The sequence below is a fragment of the Megasphaera hexanoica genome (assembly GCF_043520715.1).
Taxonomy (GTDB): Bacteria; Bacillota; Negativicutes; order Veillonellales; family Megasphaeraceae; genus Megasphaera; species Megasphaera hexanoica.
In genome coordinates this window covers 1,505,398-1,527,439 of sequence record NZ_CP171361.1, presented here as the reverse complement: position 1 = coordinate 1,527,439, position 22,042 = coordinate 1,505,398, and the positions used below count along the sequence as shown (strand labels likewise).

The following is a 22,042-nucleotide window of genomic DNA, read 5'->3' as shown; positions in this document are numbered from 1 at the left end:
CATGTACGATTGGTATCAATTGACCTAAATCAATTTATTTTTTTTAGCAAGCTCCTCAATTATAGATAGCGATAATTTGCTATACTTTGCTACTTTGTCCAAGGCCATCCCATCCTTCAACAACTCTAGAGCTAATTCTAATTTTCCTTCTGTTCTGCCTTCCTTTCTCCCCTCTGCTCTGCCTTCTTTTCTGCCTTCTTCCCAGCCCACTTGCTTGCCTTTCATCAGTCCATCTTCGTATATTCCTTCTCCTAAGTTGCACATGGTTTCCAAATCCCCCTCTCTTTCACGTGTTAAATCAATCCCAAAATCAGTATGCAAGACTGTAATTTTTTCACTGGCTTTCTTTCTCGATTTGAACATCAAATCCAGCAGGTTCATCATCTGGTCTTTGACTTTGCTGTTCCCTAAGTAGACGAATACGATGCCCATGAGGTCATAGTTCTGACAAGGTTCTTTATAACGGTGCAACAAATGCTGTTCTTTCAGTTGATACCGGTTGATAGCGCTTTTTCCATGTGGGGCTTCCATGCAGATCCAAATAGTATAGATCTTCTTTATTTTGTCGTAATCGCTATTAGTGAATTCGCTTCCTTTTTGCGAAGAAATCAACCGGCTCACATAATAGACCGCCCTTTTTAATAAAGGATAGGTCCCGCTGGGCTTCTTTTTCGGCTTCAACCGTTTCTGTGCTTCTACATTGATAATCAGTGTTATGACTTCATTAGTTGCCGGCGCCTTCGCCCGAAATAAGATATCAAAGACGATGCTTCCTTCCGTTATGCTGTTATCTTCATTTTGCGTTCCTTTGATTTCCAGGGTATCCTGACGCTCTAAGGCGTGGCGGACTGCATTCGTTTTGTCCTTAGAAACAGGAATAGTACTGACTTCTGGCGTCCCTTCGATGTAAATATTGGCAATATCATCAAGGCTGACCGATTCAAATTCGGGTACGGTCCGTTTCAAAATGTACGCCAGCACCTTTTTCTGCGACAAAACATTTTTTGCTGCTTTATCGTAGGCCAGAGCACCTGCCAGCTGTTCTTCTACGTCCTGCATTATCTCTTCATTCATTGGCCACACCTCCTTTGCCATCATTGTATCAGATTTTAAATTCGTTGTACAACTGGAATACCCAGGAGGTTAGTGTCAAGAAGTTCCCAGTCATTCCCCATCACCCCATAGGAGCTATCCGCCTGCTACTGAAAGATACAGCATAGTTGAACGTTCAACTATGCTGCTGAAGGTGTAATGTAGAAGCGGTAGGGCTTCTACATCGGATGCTTGTACCAGGTGTAGGTACGGGCTATGCCTTGTTCCAGAGTCATTTCTGGTTTCATGTGCAGGGTTTGTACCAGTTCTTTGTTGCTCAGGACGGAGCGCTGGATGTCTCCGGGGCGGGGTGGTGCGTATTGCACTTCGGCCTTGTGTCCTATGGCCCGTTCGAAGGATCGGATCAGGTCGTTGATGCTCGTTTCAGTTCCTGTTGATACGTTGATTGTGTGGTATCCAGTGAGAGGCAATGCCTGTACGATAGCCGATGCGATGTCTCCGGCATAGACGAAGTCTCGTGTCTGATTGCCATCGCCATAGACAGTGATAGGGTTTCCCTGGGACAGGAGTTTGCAGAATATACTGACCACGCCGCCTTCTCCTTTTTCTCCCTGCCGTTCGCCGTAGACGTTGGCAAAGCGGAACACCGTCGCATCGAGGCCGTACAGTTCATGGTAGACCCGCATATACTGTTCCGTCGTCATCTTCGTAATACCATAGGGTGACATCGGGCAAAGGGGTTCCGATTCTTTCAGCGGGATATTTTTTATATAAAAAAAGGCCCCGCATGATTATGAGGCCCTTACAAACCTTACTTACAGTTATGCTATTTGTACATTCTCCAATGGGTCTTTTACGACTGGTGACTCATATACGGTAAAGGAATCGATATCTATGCATCGTGTTTCATCGCGATTGCCTTACAAGTCCCAGGCTACTGTACCATTCAATACAGTCAGACACGAACGGAACGTTTCTAAATTCTGTAATTCCTGAAAAACACCTTGTCTGGTAATTAATTTAGAAGCATCACATTGTCGTACTGTTCCATCATTAAAATATACGAAAATAGAAGATAGTGTCAAGATGTTGTGGGAATTTTTTGGCATGAGAAAGGAGACCTTGGTATAAAAGCTACATAATATGCTGATAGCCGCCGTTTTCTATTAATCGCATCCATCCGCCCGTCAAGGTAGATTCACGGCCTGGCATATCATCCGCTTTTTCAGGAATGTAAGTGCAGTACTTTAATTTCCGAAAATTCCATTCTTTTTTCAAGACTTCCCGATTGATGTTCAGTTCCGTCATCTGCCCACCGGACGCAAACCGTTTCTGTGCATAGGCTTCCAGATTACCTCCATTGGCTATATACGTACGCATCCTGGCGACTTGTTCGGCCCCAACCGGACTCCATCCCATGCACCGGGAGCACATCCGATCAGACAGCATATGGCTTACGTGTCCTTCCATACTGCTGGTAGCATCTGGTTGCGTCAAAGCTTTATGGACGCCATCCCAGTTGGACAGGATGTATTGATACCCATCCATGATGGGCTTTTTCCGTTCCGGACCTGTCCGCAACTTTCGCTGTACTTCTTATACAAAAGCCGCCTGGTCGTTGGCTCTCAGTGCGTCATAGAGTACGCGGATCGTACCTTTCCCTGCGATTTTGCGAAGGTATTGGCTGGCATGATATCCATCCACAACATGGGTACTTTGGGCTAAATAGTTGGTCCCTGCTTTAATCCATGGAGCAGCATCTCCTTTGATTACCACTTCCGGCGTCTGCTCCGCTCCATAGGCTTGTTGGATATACTGATTCACTTCTGGCCATAACTGAGACGGAGCTTCCCATCCGGAAAATGTGCGCCGCCCACATAGCTTCCTGCGTCCCCGACAGACAAATACCTTCGAGTCATAGACATTGATCAGTTTCATCTCTTTGGCAGGGCATTTTTGCATCGCTGCATGGTCCTCATCCGCTTCTACATATACTTTGTGAATCTCTGGTTTGGCTTCTGGCATAGCGGCTGCCTGATTGGGGAGAGTCCTTAATTTACGGATAGACAATAAGACACTTTGGCCACTCAGGCTGGTGGGCGTTGTAAGAGCAGCTGCCTTACGATAACTTACGTCAGCGGAACGAGTGACTAAACGAGCCTGGCACAGCGGCTCAAAATGAGTCGATTTATCCAATCCCAGCCACTCATCTAACAAATAATGATATGATGAATCTGCCTTACATTGATAATACGTCCGGGCAAAGGTGACATCGCCCCACAGTGTGGTCAGCGTCTGTACGCGATGGTCTTTAACCTGATACTAATGGTTTGGTCTAATCGCTGCATAGATAGCCGCATCGGCTTGATCCAGGAGTGTTGTCATGATGGCTACTCCGATTTGATTGACCAATTGATCCAGATTTTGGCTTAACTGAGCTAATGATAGTTCCTGGGCCAAGATTTTCCGAAGAGATGCATTAAAAAAATCTACACAAACATTGGAAATTTGTTGTATACTAAACATGAGAAGGACTCCTTTCGTATGTGTTGGATCTACACTTTATTATACAATAAGGAGTTCCTTCTCTTTTTGTATTTTCTTTAATGTATTAAAGTTTTCCCACAATTATTTTACACTATCTGACATGAAAAAATCTTATGCAAAGATAAGGTAACATCCTGATATTAGGACACATTGCGATATCTCTGTAAATACGGGATTGAAAGGCAAAAAAAAACAAGGGCTGTGGTACCCTTTTTCTGCGATACCACAACCCCTGTATGATTCAGCTTAGTATTCCGGTTCAATCAGGCCATATTTACCATGTTTCCGTTTGTATACGACGTTGATGGCTTCCGTTTCCGAATTGAGGAAAACGAAGAAATCGTGGCCAACGAGATTCATCTGCAGGATAGCTTCTTCTACGTCCATAGGACGGGCTGCAAATTTCTTGACCCGGGCAATTTCAAAGTTTTCTTCCGGTGCAGCCGGTCCTTCGACGAGTCCTTCATGGAAGGAGCCGCCTTTCATACGGCGTGCCAGCTTCGTTTTATATTTGTGGATCTGGCGTACCATTTTGTCGTAAACCAGATCGATGGCGGCGTACATATCGTCATTGGCTTCGACGCCACGAAGAACGACACCATCTACTTTCAAGGTGATTTCAGCAATTTTACGATCTTTTTCGACGGAAAGAAGAGCCTGGACATTGACTTCATTTTCAAAGTACTTCGTTACTTTCTTTTCATGTTTCAGTACATAGTCCTTTAATGCCGGTGTAATTTCTAAATTCTTGCCTCTTACGATTGTTGCCATACAAATCCCTTCCTTTCGTGAGAAACTTCGTTCCGGACCATCCATGCTTAAAATCCGGATATCCTGCTCCTCATATATTAAGTATTCGATATAAAAAGGTAAATTCCTGCTTGACGATGAAATATTTTTTTCGAACGGCATTCAATTTTTTACACAAATAACATTGACAAGGATTCCTATTAGTGTTAGTATACAACTCAGCAATTACATAACCTATTCATCCAGAGCAGCCGAGGGAATGGCCCTATGACGCTGCGGCAACCCCCCATAGCGGGAAGGTGCCAAGTCCAACGGATTTCCATCCGGCAGATGAAATGATTGTATACGTACCGTCAGCATCTGTTGACGGCTTTTTTTATGCTATCAGCACCTCCAGGTGTATCCATTAAGGAGTTGATCTTGTGATTACCTTTGAAAACATTACCAAGACCTACGGCGGCAAAACGCACGTCCAGGCCCTGAAAGGCATCTCACTGACTATCCATGACGGCGAAATTTTCGGCATCATCGGGAAAAGTGGTGCCGGCAAATCGACGCTCGTCCGCTGCATCAATATGTTGGAAAAACCGACGACGGGCAAAGTCATCATCGACGATAAGGAACTGACGGCCATGTCCGACAGCCAGCTGCGGGCCGAACGCAAAAACATCGGCATGATTTTCCAGCATTTCAATCTGCTGTCGTCCCGTACCGTTTTTGACAATATCGCTTTTCCGCTGGAACTGGCTGGCGCTTCCAAAGAAGTCATCCGCAGCAAGGTCGATTCCCTGCTCGAACTGGTCGGCCTGACGGACCGGCAGTTCAATTATCCGTCCCAGCTTTCGGGTGGCCAGAAACAGCGTGTCGGCATCGCCCGCGCCCTGGCCAGCGATCCGAAAATCCTGTTGTGCGATGAAGCGACATCGGCACTGGATCCACAGACGACCAAATCCATCCTGGAACTGTTGAAAGACATCAACAAACGCCTGGGCATCACCATCGTCATCATTACCCACGAAATGGCCGTCATCAAGGAAATCTGCGACCGCGTGGCTGTCATCGAAGGCGGGGTCATCAAAGAACAGGGCCGGGTCATCGACGTCTTTACCAATCCCCAGTCGGAAACGATGAAGGAATTTGTCAAATCGGTCATCAATATGGAACTGCCCGAAGGCATCAAAAAACTGGGCGTCACCAATCAGCCATCGCCGGACCGGGATATGCTCGTCCGCTTCCGTTTCAAGGGAGCCGCTACCAACGAACCGCTGGTAGTCAATGTCGCCCGCAAGTTCAATCTCGATGTCAGTGTCCTTTACGGCAACATCGATTATATTCAGGATGTGCCGTTCGGCTATCTGATTGTCGTCATCATGGGCGATATGAAAGCCCAGACCGAAGCGTATTCGTATATTAAGACGCAACCTATTGAAAGCGAGGTTTTAGGATATGTCCCCAGAACTCATTAAATTAATGATACAGGGTATTGAAGAAACACTGTTCATGGTGTCCATCTCTACTCTCATTGCTGCTATCATCGGTATTCCTCTCGGCATTACCCTGGTTACGACCAGCAAAGGCCACATTCTGGAAAACAGGGTAATCAATCAGATTCTCGGAACTATCGTCAATATCATCCGTTCCATCCCGTTCATCATCCTCATGGTCGCCATCATCCCGCTGACCCGCCTCATTGCCGGTACGTCTATCGGCACGACGGCAGCCTGTGTACCACTGACTATCGTCGCTATTCCCTTCCTCAGCCGGCTCGTAGAAACGAGCATCCGCGATGTCGACTTCGGTCTCGTCGAAGCGGCAGAATCCATGGGTGCTTCTCCGCTGCAGATTATCCGCAAAGTCCTGCTTCCGGAAGCACTGCCTACAATCATCAATAACATTACCGTCCTCATCGTCAACCTCATCGGGGCTTCGGCCATGGCCGGTGCCATCGGTGGCGGCGGTCTTGGGGATATCGCCATCCGCTACGGCTACCAGCGTTTCCAGGCCGATGTTATGCTGGCTACGATCATCATCCTCGTCATCGGCGTCAATCTGATTCAGGCTTGCGGCGACTTTGCTTCCCGCAAGAAGAATAAAAAATAAAAGGAGTGTCTGTATCATGAAATCATTCATCAAAAAGGCCGTAACACTGGCGGCCCTCGCTACACTGTGCGTTTTTGCCGCCGGCTGTGGCAGCAGTGACAACAATTCCAAATCGGCTTCTTCCGACAAAAAAGAAATCACCGTCGGGGTCACACCGGGCATCCATGCGGAAATCATGGAACAGGTCAAAAAAGAAGCTGCCAAACAGGGCATTACCATTAAAATCATGGAATTCTCTGATTATGTAACTCCCGATGTCGCCCTCTCCAATAAGGAAATCGACATGAACTCGTACCAGCATAAACCGTATATGGACAACCTGGTCAAAGACAAGGGATTGAAAATCGTTTCTATCGGCCAGACCGTCGTAGCACCTATCGGCCTCTACTCTCACAAAATCAAGAGCCTCGATGACGTAAAAGACGGCATGACCGTAGCCGTTCCGAATGACCCGACCAACGGTGCCCGCGGCCTGCTGCTGCTCCAGAAAGCCGGTTTCATCAAGATTAAAGATGGCGTAAAATATCCGACACCGCAGGATATTACGGAAAATGCAAAACATCTCCAGATCAAAGAACTAGAAGCCGCTCAGATTCCCCGTTCTCTCGACGATGTTGACTTCGCCGCTATCAATACTAACTATGCAATGGATGCCGGCCTGAACCCTGTAACGGATGCCCTCCTGCGGGAAGACAAAGATTCGCCGTATGCTAATATCCTCGCCGTCCATGAAGATGACAAAGATAATCCGACGCTGAAGAAAATCGTCGAAATCTATAATTCTGATGTCATCAAGAAATATATCGAAGAACATTACAAAGGTGCCCTTATTCCGGCATTTTAATGTGTGAAAGAAAAGACGAGCCCCACGAAACATGCATGTTTCGTGGGGCTCGTCTTTTCTTTCATCAAACTTCAAACTCTCTCTCCCTTACACTTTCTTTCCCTCTTCTATCAGTTTACGGCATTTGAGTTGTCGGCCGCTGAGTTCTTCTACGTAGCTGTACAGCAGGTGTTCCAGGAATGCCAGTTGATTCCGGGGGAGCTGTATGGTATCTGTCTTTTGCCAGGAATAGGTTAAAAGAGTCTGCCAGAGCTGACGGACGGCTGACGGCAAAGGGACGGGCTGCATGTCTTCTCTTTCATCGGACAGGTAATAGGTCTTTCTGCCATCAGTCCCTGGTCCCATATACACCTGAGCGGCCGCTGTATCGGGCATATAGCCGGCACAGGCCGTCAGCTGCCATCCGGCGATGATGGTCGCTACGCGGACGTTGCGGCTGGCAATGGCCCGGCTGTAACAGCCGATGAGCTCATATATCCGTTCATCCGGTTCGCCAGCCGGTATAATGGCCAGCACCATTTCCACAAACATCTGGGTATAGACGTAATAGTTCCAAGTCAGGGCATCGAGAATCGTACTGCGATGGCTCTCGTATTCTCCCATAAACAGGACGTGATCCCGTTCCCAGGCATCAAAGGTAATGGGAGAAAAGACCATAAAACTGCCAAATCCCTGATTATATCCCTTTTTCCCTTTAGGCGCATAGACGTAGAGGATGCCCGATTCTTTTGTGAATATGGTCAGCTGCAGCTGCCGGGACCGGCCTTTCTGCAGGCGAAGGATGATGCCTGTATAGGCCCGGGTCTTCTGCATGGGACCGTAGGAATTAGTCCTTCTGTTCATCCGTTCCTTCCCCTTCTGTATCATCTGCCGGCGGCATAGGCACAGCCTTTATCCGGGCAATGCGGAACCCTTGTACTTCCAGCACACTGAATTTGTATGATCCGATGACGACTTCTTCACCTACGTTCGGCGTATGGCCCAGGAGATAAAAGACGTAGCCGCCGATTGTATCGGTATCGACATCTTCTTCCACCGGGATATGGAGCATTTCTTCTACATCTTCCAGGAGCACCGTGCCGTCAAATTCGTAGGCACCATTGGGAAGAGGCTGGATTTCTTCCTGTTCCGACGAATGTTCGTTCCGGATATTGCCTACCAGTTCTTCCAGAATATCTTCCAGCCCGATGAGGCCGACAGTGCTGCCGTATTCATCGACAACCGTCGCCAGATAGGTACGGCGGGCCCGCATGAGCTGCAGGAGCTGTGATGCCGGCATGATTTCCGGTACCATGAGGATAGGCCGCTTGATGAGGCGGAGATTGCTCCGTTTGTGAATATACAAATCCATGAAATCCTTAATGTGGATCAGTCCCAGGATATGGTCCTTATCTTCTGTACAGAGGGGATAGCGCGTATGGCGGGACTGACGGATGGTTTTCAGGTGCTGGTTCATCGTTTCTTCTACATAGAGGCAGACGATTTCCTGACGGGGCACCATGATTTCCTTGGCCAGACGGTCGGCAAAATCAAAGACGTTGCCAATGAGTTCGCTTTCCACCGGGTCTATTTTGCCTTCTTTGTGGCTGGCCGTGATGAGCATGCGGATTTCATCTTCCGAATGAGCCATATCGATTTCATTGGTCACGTCGAGATTGCGGTTTTTGAGGAGGCGCTGCCCCAGCCAGTTGCCAAAGATGATGAAGGGGTAAAACAGGCGGCTGGCAGAGTAAAGGAAATGGCTGACCCGTTTCAGTCCTCCTTCGGCCCGCTGCAGGCCAATCGATTTGGGAATCAGTTCGCCAAAAACCCACAGGCAGATGCAGACCAGGAGAATGACACAGATATACAGGATACCGACGGCCCAGAGCGGTATCCATCCGTGCAGCAGGGGAAATGCCTCATACAGTACATAAAATACGACAGCTCCCGCGGCCATACCAGAAATCACCATGCCCAGCTGAGCCATGCCGAGGAAAATAGCCGGTTTTTCATACAATTTTAATAAAAACCGGGCCTTTGTATCGCCGTCTCTCACCATTTCTTCAATGGATTCGCGGCGCAGCTGTACGAAGGCAAATTTACCAATAACACAAAAAACGCTCAGCAGAATGGAAGGCACAAGAAGCAGCAAATACTGTGCTATGTGTCCCAGCTCTGGTTCCATCATATATCGCTCCTCTGCTTACTCATTTTTATACCCGAATTCACTCAGCGCGGACGGCTTGTTGCGCCAGTCTTTTTTGACTTTGACCCAGATATCGAGGAATACGGACGATCCCAGGACGTGTTCGATTTCCTGACGGGCCAGACGACCTACTTCCTTCAGGATAGTGCCGTTCTTTCCGATGACGATGCGCTTCTGCGAGTCCCGTTCGACGTAGACCGTGACCCGGATATAGACTTTATTATGGCCACGATTCTTCATTTCTTCTACGTACACAGCGATGGAATGCGGTACTTCGTCGCGCAGGCACTGGAATAATTTTTCCCGTACAATTTCTGCGGCCAGCAGTCGTTCCGGCTGGTCGGTAATCATGTCATCGGGGAAATATTTCGGACCTTCTGGCAGGATTTTTTTGAGTTCATCCACGACGGCATCGACATTATCCCCTGTAAGAGCGGAAATAGGGATAATCTGGGCAAAATCAAAGAGGGCATTGTATTCGGTAATTTTGTGCAGAATTTCTTCCCGGCTCATGAGGTCCGTCTTATTGATGACCAGGAAAACAGGTACTTTCGTGCCTTTGAGCTTATCCAGGACGAACAGGTCGCCGGGGCCCTTTTTTTCATTTCCCGATATGAGGAACAACACGGCATCAATATCCTGCAGGGATTGATAGGCCGCTTCATCCATGAACTCGCCCAGTTTATGATGCGGTTTGTGGATTCCCGGCGTATCGAGGAATACAATCTGGCATTCTTCGTCTGTATGGATGCAGAGAATCCGGTTCCGCGTCGTCTGCGCTTTATCCGATACGATAGAGACTTTCTGTTTAATGATGTGATTGATCAGGGTCGATTTACCGACGTTCGGTCTGCCGACGACGGCAACAAATCCCGATTTAAATGTATCTTCCATAATTATGTTATTACCTTTCTTATATATGTATATAGAGTTAGCGGATGCCAGGCTGTGATCAGGCCATGGACGATTCATCAAAGGTCAGCGGCAGGAGCTGCTGCAGCGTGAACGTTTCATACGAATCGTCAGGTCGGGCCAGGATGATTTCAGGAATGGCAAATTCTGCCATGACCTGACGGCAGGCACCACAGGGTGCTGTGAGGTCCTTGCTGTCACCGGTGATGACCAGCGCCGCAAAACGCCGACAGCCACAGGCCACGGCGTGAAAGATGGCATTCCGTTCGGCACAGATAGTGAGCCCGTACGAAGCATTTTCCACATTGCAGCCCGTATATACCGTGCCATCTTCTCCCAGCAGGGCTGCCCCTACGCGGAAATGGGAATAGGGGGCATAGGCCCGTCCCTGTACGTCCCGCGCTGCCCGGATGAGGCGGGCAATCGTCGTTTCATCGGTCATCAGAGTTCTTCTCCTTCGCGGACGTAGCCAAGGCGCTGGAGGATAAATTCTTCTTCTTTGCGCATTTCCGCCTTGTCATCCGGTTCCATATGGTCGTATCCCAAAATGTGGAGCATGCCATGGATTGTGAGGTATGCCAGTTCCCGTTCAAAGGAATGACCGTATTCTTCGGCCTGTTCCTGAACCTTTTCCAGTGAAATGACAATATCTCCGAGAAGTGCTGTATCGGGTCCATCATAGCCATCGGCTTCACCTTCATTAAGGGCAAAGGACAGGACATCCGTCGGACGATCGATATTGCGGTACTGTTTATTCAGTTGATGGATGTACTCATTGTGGCAGAGCAATATGCTGATTTCCGCATTGGGGCCCAGTCCGTAGACCAGGGCGGCTTCATCACAGACCCGTTCGATCACCTGTTCATATCCATCTTTGCGAAAAGCTTCATCTTCATAATTAATGTTGATTTTCATAATACAGAACTCCTCTCGTCATTCCTTTTTATAAAAAGACTCATAGGCGCGTATGATCCGTCCGACCATATCATGACGGACGACATCGGCATCGGTGAAATGAACCATGCCGATACCCGGTACATGAGCCAGTACCTTTTCTGCTTCGGTCAGGCCGGAAAACTTACGGTCTGCCAGATCGATCTGCGTATTGTCCCCGTTGACGACGACCCGGGAATGATTTCCCATACGGGTGAGGAACATCTTCATCTGTTCCCGCGTCGTGTTCTGGGCTTCATCGAGTATGATAAACGATTCTTCCAGCGTACGGCCGCGCATGTATGCCAGAGGGGCCACTTCAATGATATTACGGGCAATGAGCTTCTGAAACTGGTCAAAGCCGAACATATCGGCCAGGGCATCGTACAGGGGCCGCAGATAGGGATCGATTTTTTCCTGCAGATCGCCCGGCAGAAATCCCAGTTTTTCCCCGGCTTCGACAGCCGGACGAGTGAGAATGATCCGTTCGACTTCCCGGTTTTTCAGATAAAAGGCAGCCAGGGCTACAGCCAGATAGGTCTTGCCTGTGCCGGCCGGGCCGATTCCGAATGTCACCAGATTCTTACGGATCGAATCGACGTAGCGTTTCTGTCCGGCCGTCTTCGGTTTGATCAGCCGGCCTCTGGCAGAAATGCTCACAGTGTCGCTGTAAATGTCGTGAAGCAGCTCTTCCTGTCCCTGGCGGATCAGGTCGGCCGAATAGCGCACGTGCTGGGTCGTAATATATGTATTTTCCCGGTTGAGGTAACGAAGTTCAGAAAATACCCGGGCTGCCTGCCTGACATCCGGTTCCGGACCGGTCAGGATGACTTCATTTCCCCTGGCAGCAATACGACAGCCGGGAAATTCCTTCTGCAGTGTTCTGAGAAATTCGTCTTTCATCCCCAATACGGCTTTGGCTTCTGTCATATCGATAAAGGTCAGTCTTTTTTCTATAGACACGCTATAAGTCTCCTTTTAGTCTTTTGTCATGAATTTACGTACGGCTTTGCCGCCGAGATAGTCACACTTTTTACCCTGCCATGTATCCTTCTGCAGGAGAGCCGCATCGATCATATCGCGGATTTTCCACCAGCCCATACCCCAGTTGGCAAATTCTGTCGCTTCTTTGGGGGCTCTGCCGATGAGACGCTGGAATACGATATCGGGACGGCTGTATTCGAGGAAGGTGACGACCCGGTCTACGTACTCTTCGACGGAGACCAGTGCGATATTTCCCTGATGATACCAGTCGGCCAATACGGTATTTTTGATGACGTACAGGGCATGCAATTTAACTTCGTCGCTGCCGAGGGCCGAAATGATTTTTGCCGTTTCCACGACATCGCCCATCGTATCCCAGGGAAGGTCCAGGATGACGTGGGTACAGGTACGGAACGGATACTCCCGCATCATCATCATGGCATCAATGTATTCTGCCAGCGTATGGCCGCGGTTGATTTTCTGCAGCGTCTTGTAGTTTGCCGTCTGCAGGCCGAATTCGACGAGGATATCGACACCGTATCTTTCCTTGATTTCCGCCATATAATCGAGATACACCTTGTTGATGCAGTCCGGCCGCGTAGCTACGGCGATACCGACGATATCGGGCTGACAGGCCTGGATCAGGTAATCCCGGAATGTCTCCGGTGGCAGGTAGGTATTGGTAAAATTCTGAAAATAGGCTATGAATTTCTTTGCTTTATATTTCGGCTGGATGTGGGCAATATTCTGCTCTATCTGTTCCTGAATCGTCACCGAAGCCGGCAGATTTTCATAACCGGCGCCGATGGATCCACAGTAAACGCAGCCCCTCACTCCCAGTGTACCATCCCGGTTCGGACAGGTATCGGGAATGCTGATCGGCAGTTTATATACCTTTTCTCCATATGTTGCTTTTAAATAAGAAGAGTATACGTTATATCGTTCCATGACAATCCTTTCCTGTATCTTCTGTCTCCTGCCGTCCATCCGCTGCTGCCGCCATCATCTGCCAGGATATGCCTTCATCGTCTTTGAAGGAGATGATCCAGGCGTGACCGGCTGGTGCATGGCGATAGCAGGACAGGGCTTCTTTCGTCCTGTCACACACTGGCCAGATGCGATAACGCATTTTAATATCCCGCCAGTTGGTAAACCGGTAGTTTCCTATATACGGGCGAAGCCGTTCTTCTTCGCGGAACAGCCGGTCCGTATCCTTCCGCGGCGCTTCCTGCCAGCCGAGAAAGTCTGGCAGCAGGCGGAACCGGAAGGTAATCAGCATGTCGAGGGACAACAATTCCTTTAGTACCCTATGAGCCGGTGCGGGAACACGGGCATCGTGACAGATGAAATCCCAGAGGAAGTGGCAGAGGGCTTTATCGGCCACGGCGATACGGTCATTGCCGGCTTTCAGCCAGGACCGGGTCATGGCTTCATAGAGCCGGAATATATTGTCTGCATAAAACCGCTCCAGATAACGCAGGGTATAGAAAAATTTTCCTGAATTATAGGTCCGTTCGAATACATCTTCCAGCACTTTCAGGAACTGCACCTTTTCATAAGGGAGCCAGGTCGTGGCCAGTACTTCATAAGGGCCGCACGGATCATAGCGGTAATCATCGGGATAGTCGCGGCGGATGCCCGATCCTTTGAGCAGCTTGAGGAAGCCAATCTGGAGTTTGTCCGGCCGCAACGCATAAATATCGTTGAACGACTGCTGCAGATGGTCATAATCTTCATAAGGCAGCCCGACGATCAGATCGAGATGGAGGTGCATCGTATGGAGGGCCGTCAGCTTCTTCATGATGGCCGTAATGCGGGGCCAGTCATTGTGGCGGTGAATCGCCTTCAGCGTCGGTTCATATGTAGACTGGATGCCCATTTCCAGCTGGATCCGTCCTTTCGGGGCCCGGGCCAGCAGATCCAGATCGTCATCGGTGAGGACGCCCGGTTCAATCTCGAGATGGAAATTGACCGGCTTCTGCACGTGAATCATGTATTCGATGAGGGGCCGGTGATGACGGGGATTGCAGTTGAATGTCCGGTCCACGAATTTTACCTGGTGGACCCCGGCGGCGACGAACTGCTCCAGTTCAGACAGGACCAGCGGCACGGAGCGGAACCGGACCGTATCACTCATGCCGGACAGGCAGTATTGGCAGTGGAACGGACATCCCCGTGAGCTTTCATAATAGATGATTTTATGGGCCAGCTGGCTGAAATCTTCACCTTCGTAGGGAAAAGGCAGGGTATCCAGGTCCGCTACTTCGGCAAACACTTCATTTCCCCGTATCTCCCCTGCCACACGGCCCAGGACGCCGGGAATATCCGTACCGTCGCGGCCTTCTTCCAATGCGCGCAGGAAAGCCGGTACGATGCGTTCCCCTTCTCCCTGAAGGACGTAGTCGATATCGGGATGGTCGTCGAGGACTTCCCGGGCAGTATACGATACTTCCGGTCCTCCTACGAAGATACAGACATGGGGCATGACCTGGCGGATCAGCGTGATGATGCGGCAGGTCATTTCTATATTCCAGATATAACACGAAAAGCCGATGACTTCTGCATGGAACTGGTAAATATGGCGCAAAATGTCATAGGCATTGTGATTGATCGTATATTCTGCCGTTACTACATCCGTGCGTCCGGCATGGAGGCAGGCCGTGCGCAGGCAGCGCAGGGCCAGGGATGATTGAACGTATTTAGCATTTAATGTCGTAAGAAGCGTCTTCATGAAATAGTCCTTTATCAATAGTGTATATATAAATTATACTACAAAGGCCGTCGGACGTGAAGAAAAAGCCATATAAAACAAACCAGCCCGGTAACTGGCCGGGCTGGCAGAAATGTGTCTGTACTTATTGTACTTTCAGGCCGGAGCGATGGAGCGCCATGACAATCGGCGTAACGATGAGGCCCGAAACGATGGCTTCAGGAATGCCGTTGACGACAGTGATCCCGGCCATGATATTGAAAACGTTAGCCAGGGTAATGCCGTGTGCTTCGGCATAGGGCATGCCGACGATAGCCGTAAAGGATCCGAGGAACATGACCGTATGGCAGACCGTCGTGACAACAGCCGTTACGGCAACACGGGCAACTTCACGGATTTTCAGGTGCTTGTACAATTCATAGGCTACGACACCGATCATAATACGCGGTACGATGCAGATGAAGGCGTCTGCCACGATGCTGTACTGTACGGCAAACATCAACAGGGCACTCGGTGCCTGCAGCGTACGGATGAATGAAAACAAACCGAACATGAAACCGACAATCATACCGACGCGGCGTCCTGCGGAGATGCTGCCGATGATCGTCGGAATGTGAAGAATGGTCGCATTCATGATGATCAGGGGAATGAAGCCATATCCGGTAAGTCCCAGAAAAATGGTAATAGCCGACAGAAAACCGGCAACCGTAAGCTGCCGTACACTCATGAACTGATGCTGCCCAGGTAACGTTTTTACTTTTTCCATATGAAATTCTCCTCCGTTCTTACTCCCGCTTTCTCATGGGATATAAGTCGTAACAAAAATTTGTGTCCTCATGTCGTGGAAGCCACGGTTCAGCTCGTCGTGGATACTGACCAGCCCTTTGTTTCACGACCCTCTGGCACTTTGCATAGTTTAGCATAGAACGGACCATTTGACAATAGATTTTTTCTAAAATTAGTGAAAAAAATAACGTATAACGACAACAAAAAAGAGAGTTCTCCTCATAGATGACCTATAAGGAAAAACTCTCTTTTATACGAGCCTGTATGATTATGCTTCGGCTTCAACCGGGTAAACGCTGACTTTCCGGTTGTATTTGCCAGCACGTTCAAAAGCAACTTTACCAGCAGCCGTAGCAAATAACGTATCATCTTTGCCGATGCCTACGTTCGTGCCCGGATGGAAGTGAGTGCCGCGCTGGCGAACGATGATGTTGCCGGCTTTAACGATAACGCCGTCGTGGCATTTGACACCAAGGCGTTTGGATTCGCTGTCACGGCCGTTACGTGTACTACCTACCCCTTTTTTATGGGCAAACAGCTGTAAATCAAATTTGAACATTACGTTCACCTCCTGACTTCTATGAGTCGAATACGACGTATTGTCCATACTGTCGTACAATTTCCTCTAAACCAAGAACCATCGTTTCCAGGATGACCTGCGTCGTTTCGTTCCGTTCAGCAAGACGTATGGAAAAATACCCTTCTCGCTGTTCGTACGCCGGTTTCTTCCCGTAATGACACAGCCCCAGAAAGGCTGTCTGGGCCAGTACGGACACGGCCGCACAGACGAGATCGTATCCCGCATCTACCGATCCGGCATGACCGGAAATACGGAAACCACTGTAACGCTGTTGTTCATCCCGTTGTAATGCAATGGTAATCATTAGCCTTCAATCTTTTCAATGACGACTTTCGTGTAAGGCTGACGATGGCCCTGACGACGACGATAGTCGGATTTAGCTTTGTATTTGAAAACGAGGACTTTCTTTTCTTTGCCCTGTTCCAATACTTTAGCTGTAACTTTAGCACCTTCGACAACAGGAGAACCTACTTTGACATCTCCGTCGTTGACGACAGCCAGTACCTGGTCGAATACGACTTCGGAATCCACATCGCTGGCGAGTTTTTCAACAAAAATGTTGTCCCCTTCCTGAACGCGATACTGTTTTCCACCGGTTTTGATAATAGCGTACATAGTGACACCTCCTCATCAATATACTCGCTGAATACGGCGCCTTGCGGACTTGTATGCCTCTTCATGCGGCTTATCTGTCTAGCCACTTGTGCATGCTACGACTTTTATATTGTAAGCGATTCTCCGGCCCTTGTCAAGGAAATTTCAGGAATAATCAAACAGTATGGACAGCACAAATCAGGACCGCATGGGGCTGACCGATATGGCAGCTGGATGGGCAGGACAGTGGTATTCACAGGCGCCGCAGCCGATGCAGCGTGCCCCATCGACCTTGGGATAACTGCGGCCGTCGCGGTTTTCTACCATAGTGATGGCCTGTACCGGACAATGGCGGGCACAATTTCCACAGATGATGCCCTCACGGGCAATGAGGCAGTGAAACTGGGCATAGCGGGCAATGCCTATTTTCGTCTGCTGTTTCACATCCAACTGTAAAGGACGGATGGCCCCGGCCGGACAGACCTGGGAACAGAAATTGCAGTTATACACGCAGTAGCCGCGGGTAAAGTCCATATAAGGCTGACCCATCTGCATGATTCCGTTTTCGAGGACAGCCGGCGTCAGCACCTTGCTGGGACAGCGGCTGACACAGAGATGACAGGCCGTACAGTGCTGGGAAAAATCAGTCAGTGACAAGGCTCCCGGCGGCAAAACCGCTTTCTTCCCCTTTCCCGTTCCCAGCAGACCCGGAATCAGCGGCTGGCTGCGTGCAAGGCCCGCGGCCAGCGTTCCGGCAGCGACAGCTGTCATAATCAGCATATCCCGGCGGCTGATGCCTTCTGTCTCCGGCATTTCCGGCGCTTCTTTCTCCTCAGTCCGCTCTACAGCACTTTGTTTCCTGCCACGGTGGGACATGGACAGTGCTCCTTTGGGACAAATGGAGATGCAGTCAAAGCAATCGACACAGCGGCTGGAATCTATGGTTCCATGAGTCACGTCAATACAGGACGAACGGCAAATCTTCTCGCATTGCCCGCACCGGACACAGCGGCTGCTGTCTATGACGGGACGAAACAGGCTGAAACGGCTGACCGTTCCCAGCAAGGTGCCTACAGGACACAAGGTGTTGCAATACCAGCGGCCATACCGCCAGGAAAGGATGGCTAGGATGAGGAAATACACCCCGGCCATTACGGCAGCCGGGACTACCAGAGGCAGGATATCCACTTTCGATATAGTCGGAAGCCAGCCAGATGAAAGACCTGCCAGGCCATTCCACACATAGGATGCCGGGATGGCCAGTATATCTGTGACGATACGGCCAAAGATACTGTATGGATCTACAAGAGCTGGAACCAGGGATATGCCCAGCATCAGGGATATGGCCACTGCAGTCAGGATACCATACCGGATCCACCGCTGCTCTCTATGATAAGCAAATTTCCGGCGATTTTTTTTGCGCCTTTTTGCCAGCCAGTATACGGCATCCTGCCCGATTCCCAGAGGACAGATCACACTGCAGTACAGCCGGCCACAGAAAAATGTGACGAGAAGAATGACAGCAATGGCAAGGACATTAGAAGCCAGCAGGGCCGGCAGGAACTGCCACCGGGTAAGGAACGGCGTCACTACTCCACCAAAAGACAGCAAGACGGCCGCCATCGTAAGCCACGACAGGAATATGCGTCCTTTCTGTATCATCTATATCACGACCTTTCCCGTGTCCCGGCTGAACTGCTGCACCATATCATCAATAGCGCGAATATTTTTGGAAATGGGAATATGCTGGGGGCACCGTGGCAGGCAGGTGTTGCAGGCCGTACACTGGGATGCCCGCTGATTCCGTTCCAGATTATTTTGATACCGCGTCAGGAACTGCCGTTTTTTCGCATCATCCGCTCTGTCCGGATGGGCCATATCGATACCGGCCGGTTCACCAAAGCGGTTATACAGTTGAAACACCGTAGCTATATCGACGCCGTAAGGACAGGGATCACAATACCGGCAGTACGTACAGGGAATGGCCATACTGTCCGCGTTCTTTCCCATAGACCTCTGAATGGCCCGTTCTTCTGCTGGCGATAAGGGGCTAAAATCGCTCATGGTCCGGACATTATCCAGGACCTGTTCCAGATTACTCATCCCCGAATTCATCGTAATGACCCCGTCTTTCGATCCTACCCAGCGCAGTGCCCACGACGCCAGGCTGGCGTCAGGATGCAATTCTTTCAAAATTGCCGCTGAAGAAGCTGGCAGATCAGCCAGATTACCTCCTTTGACCGGTTCCATGACGAAAATGGGGACGTTCTTTTCCCGGCACTTACGGTATAAATCGCCGGCCTGACGACTGCCCGACGGCGCTTCTCCCATACCATTCCAGTCGGCATAGTTGAGCTGGATCATACAGAAATCCCACGGATACTGGTCCATGAGATACTGGAAGAAAGGCACGTCGCCATGAAAGGAAAATCCCAGACAGCGGATGCGGCCCCGGGATTTCTCCTGACGAAGATACTCGAGGATTCCGTTCTGGATATACAGCCGCTCAAATTCGTCCCGGCTGGTGAGAGAATGGAGCATGTAATTGTCAAAATACGTGACCTGGCAACGGTCGAGCTGCGTTTGGAAAATCTCCTTTGCCTGATTGAGGCTCTCCAGAATCGGCGTCGGCATTTTATCGGCAAGGAACACACTGTCACGGGGGTATTTTTTTAGGGCCTGGCCGATAAAGCCTTCCGATTGCCCGTCATGATAAAACCAGGCCGTATCGAAATAATTGATGCCGTGGCGGTAGGCGAAATCAATCATCTTTTCGCCCAATTCCGTATCAATGACCCGGCCCTGGGCAGAGAATTTCGTCGGCAGGCGCATGCACCCAAATCCCAACAGAGACAGGTCTTTCCCCAGTGGGGCATAATACCTGGTCGCAACCCTGCCCATATCCTGCCCTGCATCAGCTGCAGCTTTATCGGCATCGAGAAAGGCCATGATTTCATGACGTTTCCACACGGCCCCGCCAGCAGCCATACCGGCCAATCCCCCACCAAGAATTTTCAAAAACGTGCGCCGGCTCACTTCCTTACTCACGATACCACCTTCTTCTTCTTTCTTTGTACGTCCGCCTGACTTATTCTGTATGATGTCTTACTGATTTCATGAACAGATTAAATAATATCGCTTTTTACACTGTGGTTCAATAATTTTCCTGCTTTAATATCCAGCGCAGGATATTGTTTTTGCAACGTCTTAACGGCTGTCTGCAAGCCACTGCCACCTGATGTAGCAAAGACTACAATTTCTTTATTGCTCAGATCATTGCTTTCTACAAATGTGTTGATGATTTTAGGTGCGATACCCCACCAAATGGGGAAGCCCAGATAAATCCGGTCGTATCCTGCCAAATTCATGTTCCCATGTTCCAATGCCGGCCGGACTGCATCATCGAGATTTTCCTGATAACTGCGGCTCTTCTGATTAGTCCAATCCAAGTCAGCCAACGAGTACCGTTGTGCCGGTACGATAGCCTGTATATCCGATCCAGTCACAGCAGCCAGTTCCCTGGCCCGTTTTTCCGTAATGCCACTGGCTGAAAAATAAATGACTATTTTTTTCATGTTATTACCTCCATCATTTAAATGCCTTATATTCTTTAATCATGAAATCTCAGGAAACTGCCCGTATTCCAAATCCCGGTGAACCATCACAGTAGGCCTGCCTGCACCAGCCAGGAATCGATGACGCCGTAATCCGTATCTTTATCCAGGGTCAGTCCTTTGAAAATCCGCGCGCCCGGTGCTGCCGCTGCCAATGCAGGCAGTGTCACTTCAAAGGGGCTGCTGTAAGAGCACATATAGGGAACGATGAGCTTTCCTTCCAGATTCTGTCCTTCCAGGAATGACGGGATAATCATAGGAGCCGTGAACCACCAGCAGGGATAGCCCAGGACAATGACGTCATACTGGGAAAAACCCGGCCGTTCCCCTGCCAGCTGGGGCCGGGCGTTGTCATCGACTTCTTTTACCGATTCCTTTAGGACTGTCGAGTAATCACGGGAATAATCGGGATCCCGCTTGATTTCATATATGTCGCCGCCGATTTTATCATGAATCATATGGGCCACTTCCCCGGACCGGCCGCCCCAGGTAAAATAAGCGATGAGGATGCGCTGACCTTTGTGACTTCCCTTTGGTTCTTCCTGGATGGTCTTGATAGATGCCGCTTCCTGCTTATGCTTTGTTTCCAGCTCATCCTTGATGTCTTCCGACATAGGTTTGCCCGTCTGATTCGGTACGTAGACCCCTGTCGATGCCGATGGGGTATCCTGCACTGCCTGGGTATTTTCTGTATTTCCGCAGGCCGTAAGAGTACAAAGAGCCATTCCCATGCATATTATCTTTAAGATAGATGTAAGTTTCATACGGTATTCCCTCTCTTTAAAATATCATATTCACGCGTACGGTGACACGCCCCGGGCCTATTCCGGCACTGTCTGGGAACCGGCCGTCATGCAGGTCTGATGCCGGGTATACAACAATTGGTTGATTTTCTTCAGAGACTGCTGCAGCTCAACCATCTTCCGAAGCAATGTTTTCTGCGTCGCCAGTAATAATATATGCTGCTGTTCTTTTCCTTCTTTTCCCCTCTGCATCAACTCCAGATAGTTCCGGATATCGTTCAGAGAAAGTCCGCTGGCTTTTAAATACACAATCTTCTGAACTTCTTCAATTTCCACCTCGCCATATACCCGGTGTCCGCCGGCATCACGGGGAACGTGAGCCAGCAGCCCGATTTTTTCATAATACCTCAGGGTATCTTCTGAAAGATGTACCCGTTTAGCCATTTCCCGTATAAACATATTCTCCCCTCATTTCTACACTAATACACCGTATCATAGAGTCAATACAGCCATCACAGTAAGATTGCACACAGCGATAATAGTTCTTTTTCATAAGGCAATACTTCTTTTCTGGCTGACTCCTGATTAGTTTCATTTCCTGCTTGTATTATATGGTCCCGGTTGTGACATGTAAAATGCTTATTATCACAAGTTAAGGAATGCTCAAAAAGCATAGCAAAAGCAATAAGGTAACAAAAAACAGA

Annotated in this window: 25 protein-coding genes, 1 pseudogene and 1 riboswitch; of the genes and pseudogenes, 3 read left to right on the top strand and 23 right to left on the bottom strand. The window is 49.4% G+C overall.

The window, feature by feature from the left end; all coding sequences use genetic code 11:
- Nucleotides 1–24: 24 nt before the first annotated feature.
- From ACGTIC_RS07540 to hpf, 6 genes and pseudogenes are all read right to left on the bottom strand, one after another.
- Nucleotides 25–1,074, bottom strand: coding sequence for a hypothetical protein (locus ACGTIC_RS07540; protein WP_257536524.1), 1,050 nt, complete (start codon nucleotides 1,072–1,074; stop codon nucleotides 25–27).
- Between the two features lie 197 nt (nucleotides 1,075–1,271).
- Entirely contained in the window at nucleotides 1,272–1,808 is a 537-nt protein-coding gene (locus ACGTIC_RS07535; protein WP_257536674.1) for an NAD-dependent epimerase/dehydratase family protein, read from the bottom strand.
- Between the two features lie 379 nt (nucleotides 1,809–2,187).
- A complete protein-coding gene (locus ACGTIC_RS07530; RefSeq protein ID WP_394542127.1) occupies nucleotides 2,188–2,601 on the bottom strand; it encodes a hypothetical protein in 414 nt (137 codons plus the stop codon).
- Nucleotides 2,602–2,649: 48 nt separating this feature from the next.
- Nucleotides 2,650–3,363: pseudogene (locus tag ACGTIC_RS07525) on the bottom strand (UPF0236 family transposase-like protein); the annotation flags it as partial.
- Between the two features lie 12 nt (nucleotides 3,364–3,375).
- Nucleotides 3,376–3,579 (bottom strand): hypothetical protein, encoded by a 204-nt coding sequence (locus ACGTIC_RS07520; protein WP_257536526.1) that lies wholly within the window; start codon nucleotides 3,577–3,579, stop codon nucleotides 3,376–3,378.
- A 267-nt stretch (nucleotides 3,580–3,846) separates the two neighbouring features.
- A complete protein-coding gene (gene hpf / locus ACGTIC_RS07515; protein ID WP_059077183.1) occupies nucleotides 3,847–4,371 on the bottom strand; it encodes a ribosome hibernation-promoting factor, HPF/YfiA family in 525 nt (174 codons plus the stop codon).
- Nucleotides 4,372–4,585: 214 nt separating this feature from the next.
- Nucleotides 4,586–4,687, top strand: a riboswitch (SAM riboswitch).
- A gap of 85 nt (nucleotides 4,688–4,772) precedes the next feature.
- Between hpf and ACGTIC_RS07510 the strand changes: the two genes are divergently transcribed.
- From ACGTIC_RS07510 to ACGTIC_RS07500, 3 genes are read left to right on the top strand one after another with little or no spacing between them, the layout of a single operon-like run.
- A complete protein-coding gene (locus tag ACGTIC_RS07510) occupies nucleotides 4,773–5,816 on the top strand; it encodes a methionine ABC transporter ATP-binding protein (RefSeq protein WP_059077182.1) in 1,044 nt (347 codons plus the stop codon).
- Nucleotides 5,797–6,450, top strand: a complete 654-nt coding sequence (locus tag ACGTIC_RS07505; protein WP_059077181.1) for a methionine ABC transporter permease — start codon at nucleotides 5,797–5,799, stop codon at nucleotides 6,448–6,450. Before ACGTIC_RS07510 ends, ACGTIC_RS07505 begins: the two co-directional genes overlap by 20 nt.
- 16 nt (nucleotides 6,451–6,466) lie before the next feature.
- Nucleotides 6,467–7,294: a MetQ/NlpA family ABC transporter substrate-binding protein gene (locus ACGTIC_RS07500; RefSeq protein ID WP_113856047.1), complete on the top strand. Its 828-nt coding sequence runs from the start codon at nucleotides 6,467–6,469 to the stop codon at nucleotides 7,292–7,294.
- 87 nt (nucleotides 7,295–7,381) lie between these two features.
- Here ACGTIC_RS07500 and ACGTIC_RS07495 read toward each other — a convergent pair whose 3' ends face one another.
- The 17 genes from ACGTIC_RS07495 to ACGTIC_RS07415 form a co-directional block, all read right to left on the bottom strand.
- Nucleotides 7,382–8,137, bottom strand: coding sequence for a DNA repair protein RecO (locus ACGTIC_RS07495; protein WP_162816263.1), 756 nt, complete (start codon nucleotides 8,135–8,137; stop codon nucleotides 7,382–7,384).
- A complete protein-coding gene (locus ACGTIC_RS07490) occupies nucleotides 8,121–9,464 on the bottom strand; it encodes a hemolysin family protein (protein WP_307788684.1) in 1,344 nt (447 codons plus the stop codon). Before ACGTIC_RS07490 ends, ACGTIC_RS07495 begins: the two co-directional genes overlap by 17 nt.
- A gap of 15 nt (nucleotides 9,465–9,479) precedes the next feature.
- Complete coding sequence (era, locus tag ACGTIC_RS07485; protein ID WP_059077177.1) at nucleotides 9,480–10,376, bottom strand: GTPase Era; 897 nt, start codon at nucleotides 10,374–10,376, stop codon at nucleotides 9,480–9,482.
- A gap of 58 nt (nucleotides 10,377–10,434) precedes the next feature.
- Nucleotides 10,435–10,836, bottom strand: a complete 402-nt coding sequence (locus tag ACGTIC_RS07480; protein ID WP_113856049.1) for a cytidine deaminase — start codon at nucleotides 10,834–10,836, stop codon at nucleotides 10,435–10,437.
- Entirely contained in the window at nucleotides 10,836–11,309 is a 474-nt protein-coding gene (gene ybeY, locus ACGTIC_RS07475; RefSeq protein WP_059077175.1) for an rRNA maturation RNase YbeY, read from the bottom strand. Before ybeY ends, ACGTIC_RS07480 begins: the two co-directional genes overlap by 1 nt.
- Nucleotides 11,310–11,327: 18 nt before the next feature.
- Entirely contained in the window at nucleotides 11,328–12,230 is a 903-nt protein-coding gene (locus tag ACGTIC_RS07470) for a PhoH family protein (RefSeq protein WP_257536675.1), read from the bottom strand.
- A 75-nt stretch (nucleotides 12,231–12,305) separates the two neighbouring features.
- On the bottom strand, nucleotides 12,306–13,259 hold the full coding sequence (locus ACGTIC_RS07465) for a TIGR01212 family radical SAM protein (RefSeq protein ID WP_257536527.1): 954 nt from the start codon (nucleotides 13,257–13,259) through the stop codon (nucleotides 12,306–12,308).
- Nucleotides 13,246–15,042, bottom strand: a complete 1,797-nt coding sequence (locus tag ACGTIC_RS07460; RefSeq protein ID WP_113856051.1) for a B12-binding domain-containing radical SAM protein — start codon at nucleotides 15,040–15,042, stop codon at nucleotides 13,246–13,248. Before ACGTIC_RS07460 ends, ACGTIC_RS07465 begins: the two co-directional genes overlap by 14 nt.
- A gap of 124 nt (nucleotides 15,043–15,166) precedes the next feature.
- Entirely contained in the window at nucleotides 15,167–15,787 is a 621-nt protein-coding gene (locus ACGTIC_RS07455; RefSeq protein ID WP_059077173.1) for an ECF transporter S component, read from the bottom strand.
- Nucleotides 15,788–16,075: 288 nt separating this feature from the next.
- Nucleotides 16,076–16,366, bottom strand: coding sequence for a 50S ribosomal protein L27 (rpmA, locus tag ACGTIC_RS07450; RefSeq protein ID WP_059077172.1), 291 nt, complete (start codon nucleotides 16,364–16,366; stop codon nucleotides 16,076–16,078).
- Nucleotides 16,367–16,385: 19 nt separating this feature from the next.
- Nucleotides 16,386–16,691: a ribosomal-processing cysteine protease Prp gene (locus ACGTIC_RS07445; RefSeq protein WP_059077171.1), complete on the bottom strand. Its 306-nt coding sequence runs from the start codon at nucleotides 16,689–16,691 to the stop codon at nucleotides 16,386–16,388.
- Nucleotides 16,691–17,002, bottom strand: coding sequence for a 50S ribosomal protein L21 (gene rplU, locus ACGTIC_RS07440; protein WP_059077170.1), 312 nt, complete (start codon nucleotides 17,000–17,002; stop codon nucleotides 16,691–16,693). The genes ACGTIC_RS07445 and rplU overlap by 1 nt, the downstream gene beginning before the upstream one ends.
- Before the next feature lie 177 nt (nucleotides 17,003–17,179).
- Nucleotides 17,180–18,643, bottom strand: coding sequence for a 4Fe-4S binding protein (locus ACGTIC_RS07435; protein WP_113856052.1), 1,464 nt, complete (start codon nucleotides 18,641–18,643; stop codon nucleotides 17,180–17,182).
- Nucleotides 18,644–20,029 (bottom strand): aldo/keto reductase, encoded by a 1,386-nt coding sequence (locus tag ACGTIC_RS07430; RefSeq protein WP_113856053.1) that lies wholly within the window; start codon nucleotides 20,027–20,029, stop codon nucleotides 18,644–18,646.
- Nucleotides 20,030–20,106: 77 nt separating this feature from the next.
- The gene (locus ACGTIC_RS07425) at nucleotides 20,107–20,556 is read right to left on the bottom strand and encodes a flavodoxin (RefSeq protein WP_075582222.1); all 450 of its coding nucleotides are present in this window, start codon (nucleotides 20,554–20,556) and stop codon (nucleotides 20,107–20,109) included.
- An 86-nt stretch (nucleotides 20,557–20,642) separates the two neighbouring features.
- Nucleotides 20,643–21,359, bottom strand: coding sequence for a flavodoxin (locus ACGTIC_RS07420; protein ID WP_113856054.1), 717 nt, complete (start codon nucleotides 21,357–21,359; stop codon nucleotides 20,643–20,645).
- Nucleotides 21,360–21,416: 57 nt separating this feature from the next.
- The gene (locus tag ACGTIC_RS07415) at nucleotides 21,417–21,797 is read right to left on the bottom strand and encodes a MerR family transcriptional regulator (RefSeq protein ID WP_113856055.1); all 381 of its coding nucleotides are present in this window, start codon (nucleotides 21,795–21,797) and stop codon (nucleotides 21,417–21,419) included.
- Nucleotides 21,798–22,042: the final 245 nt, after the last annotated feature.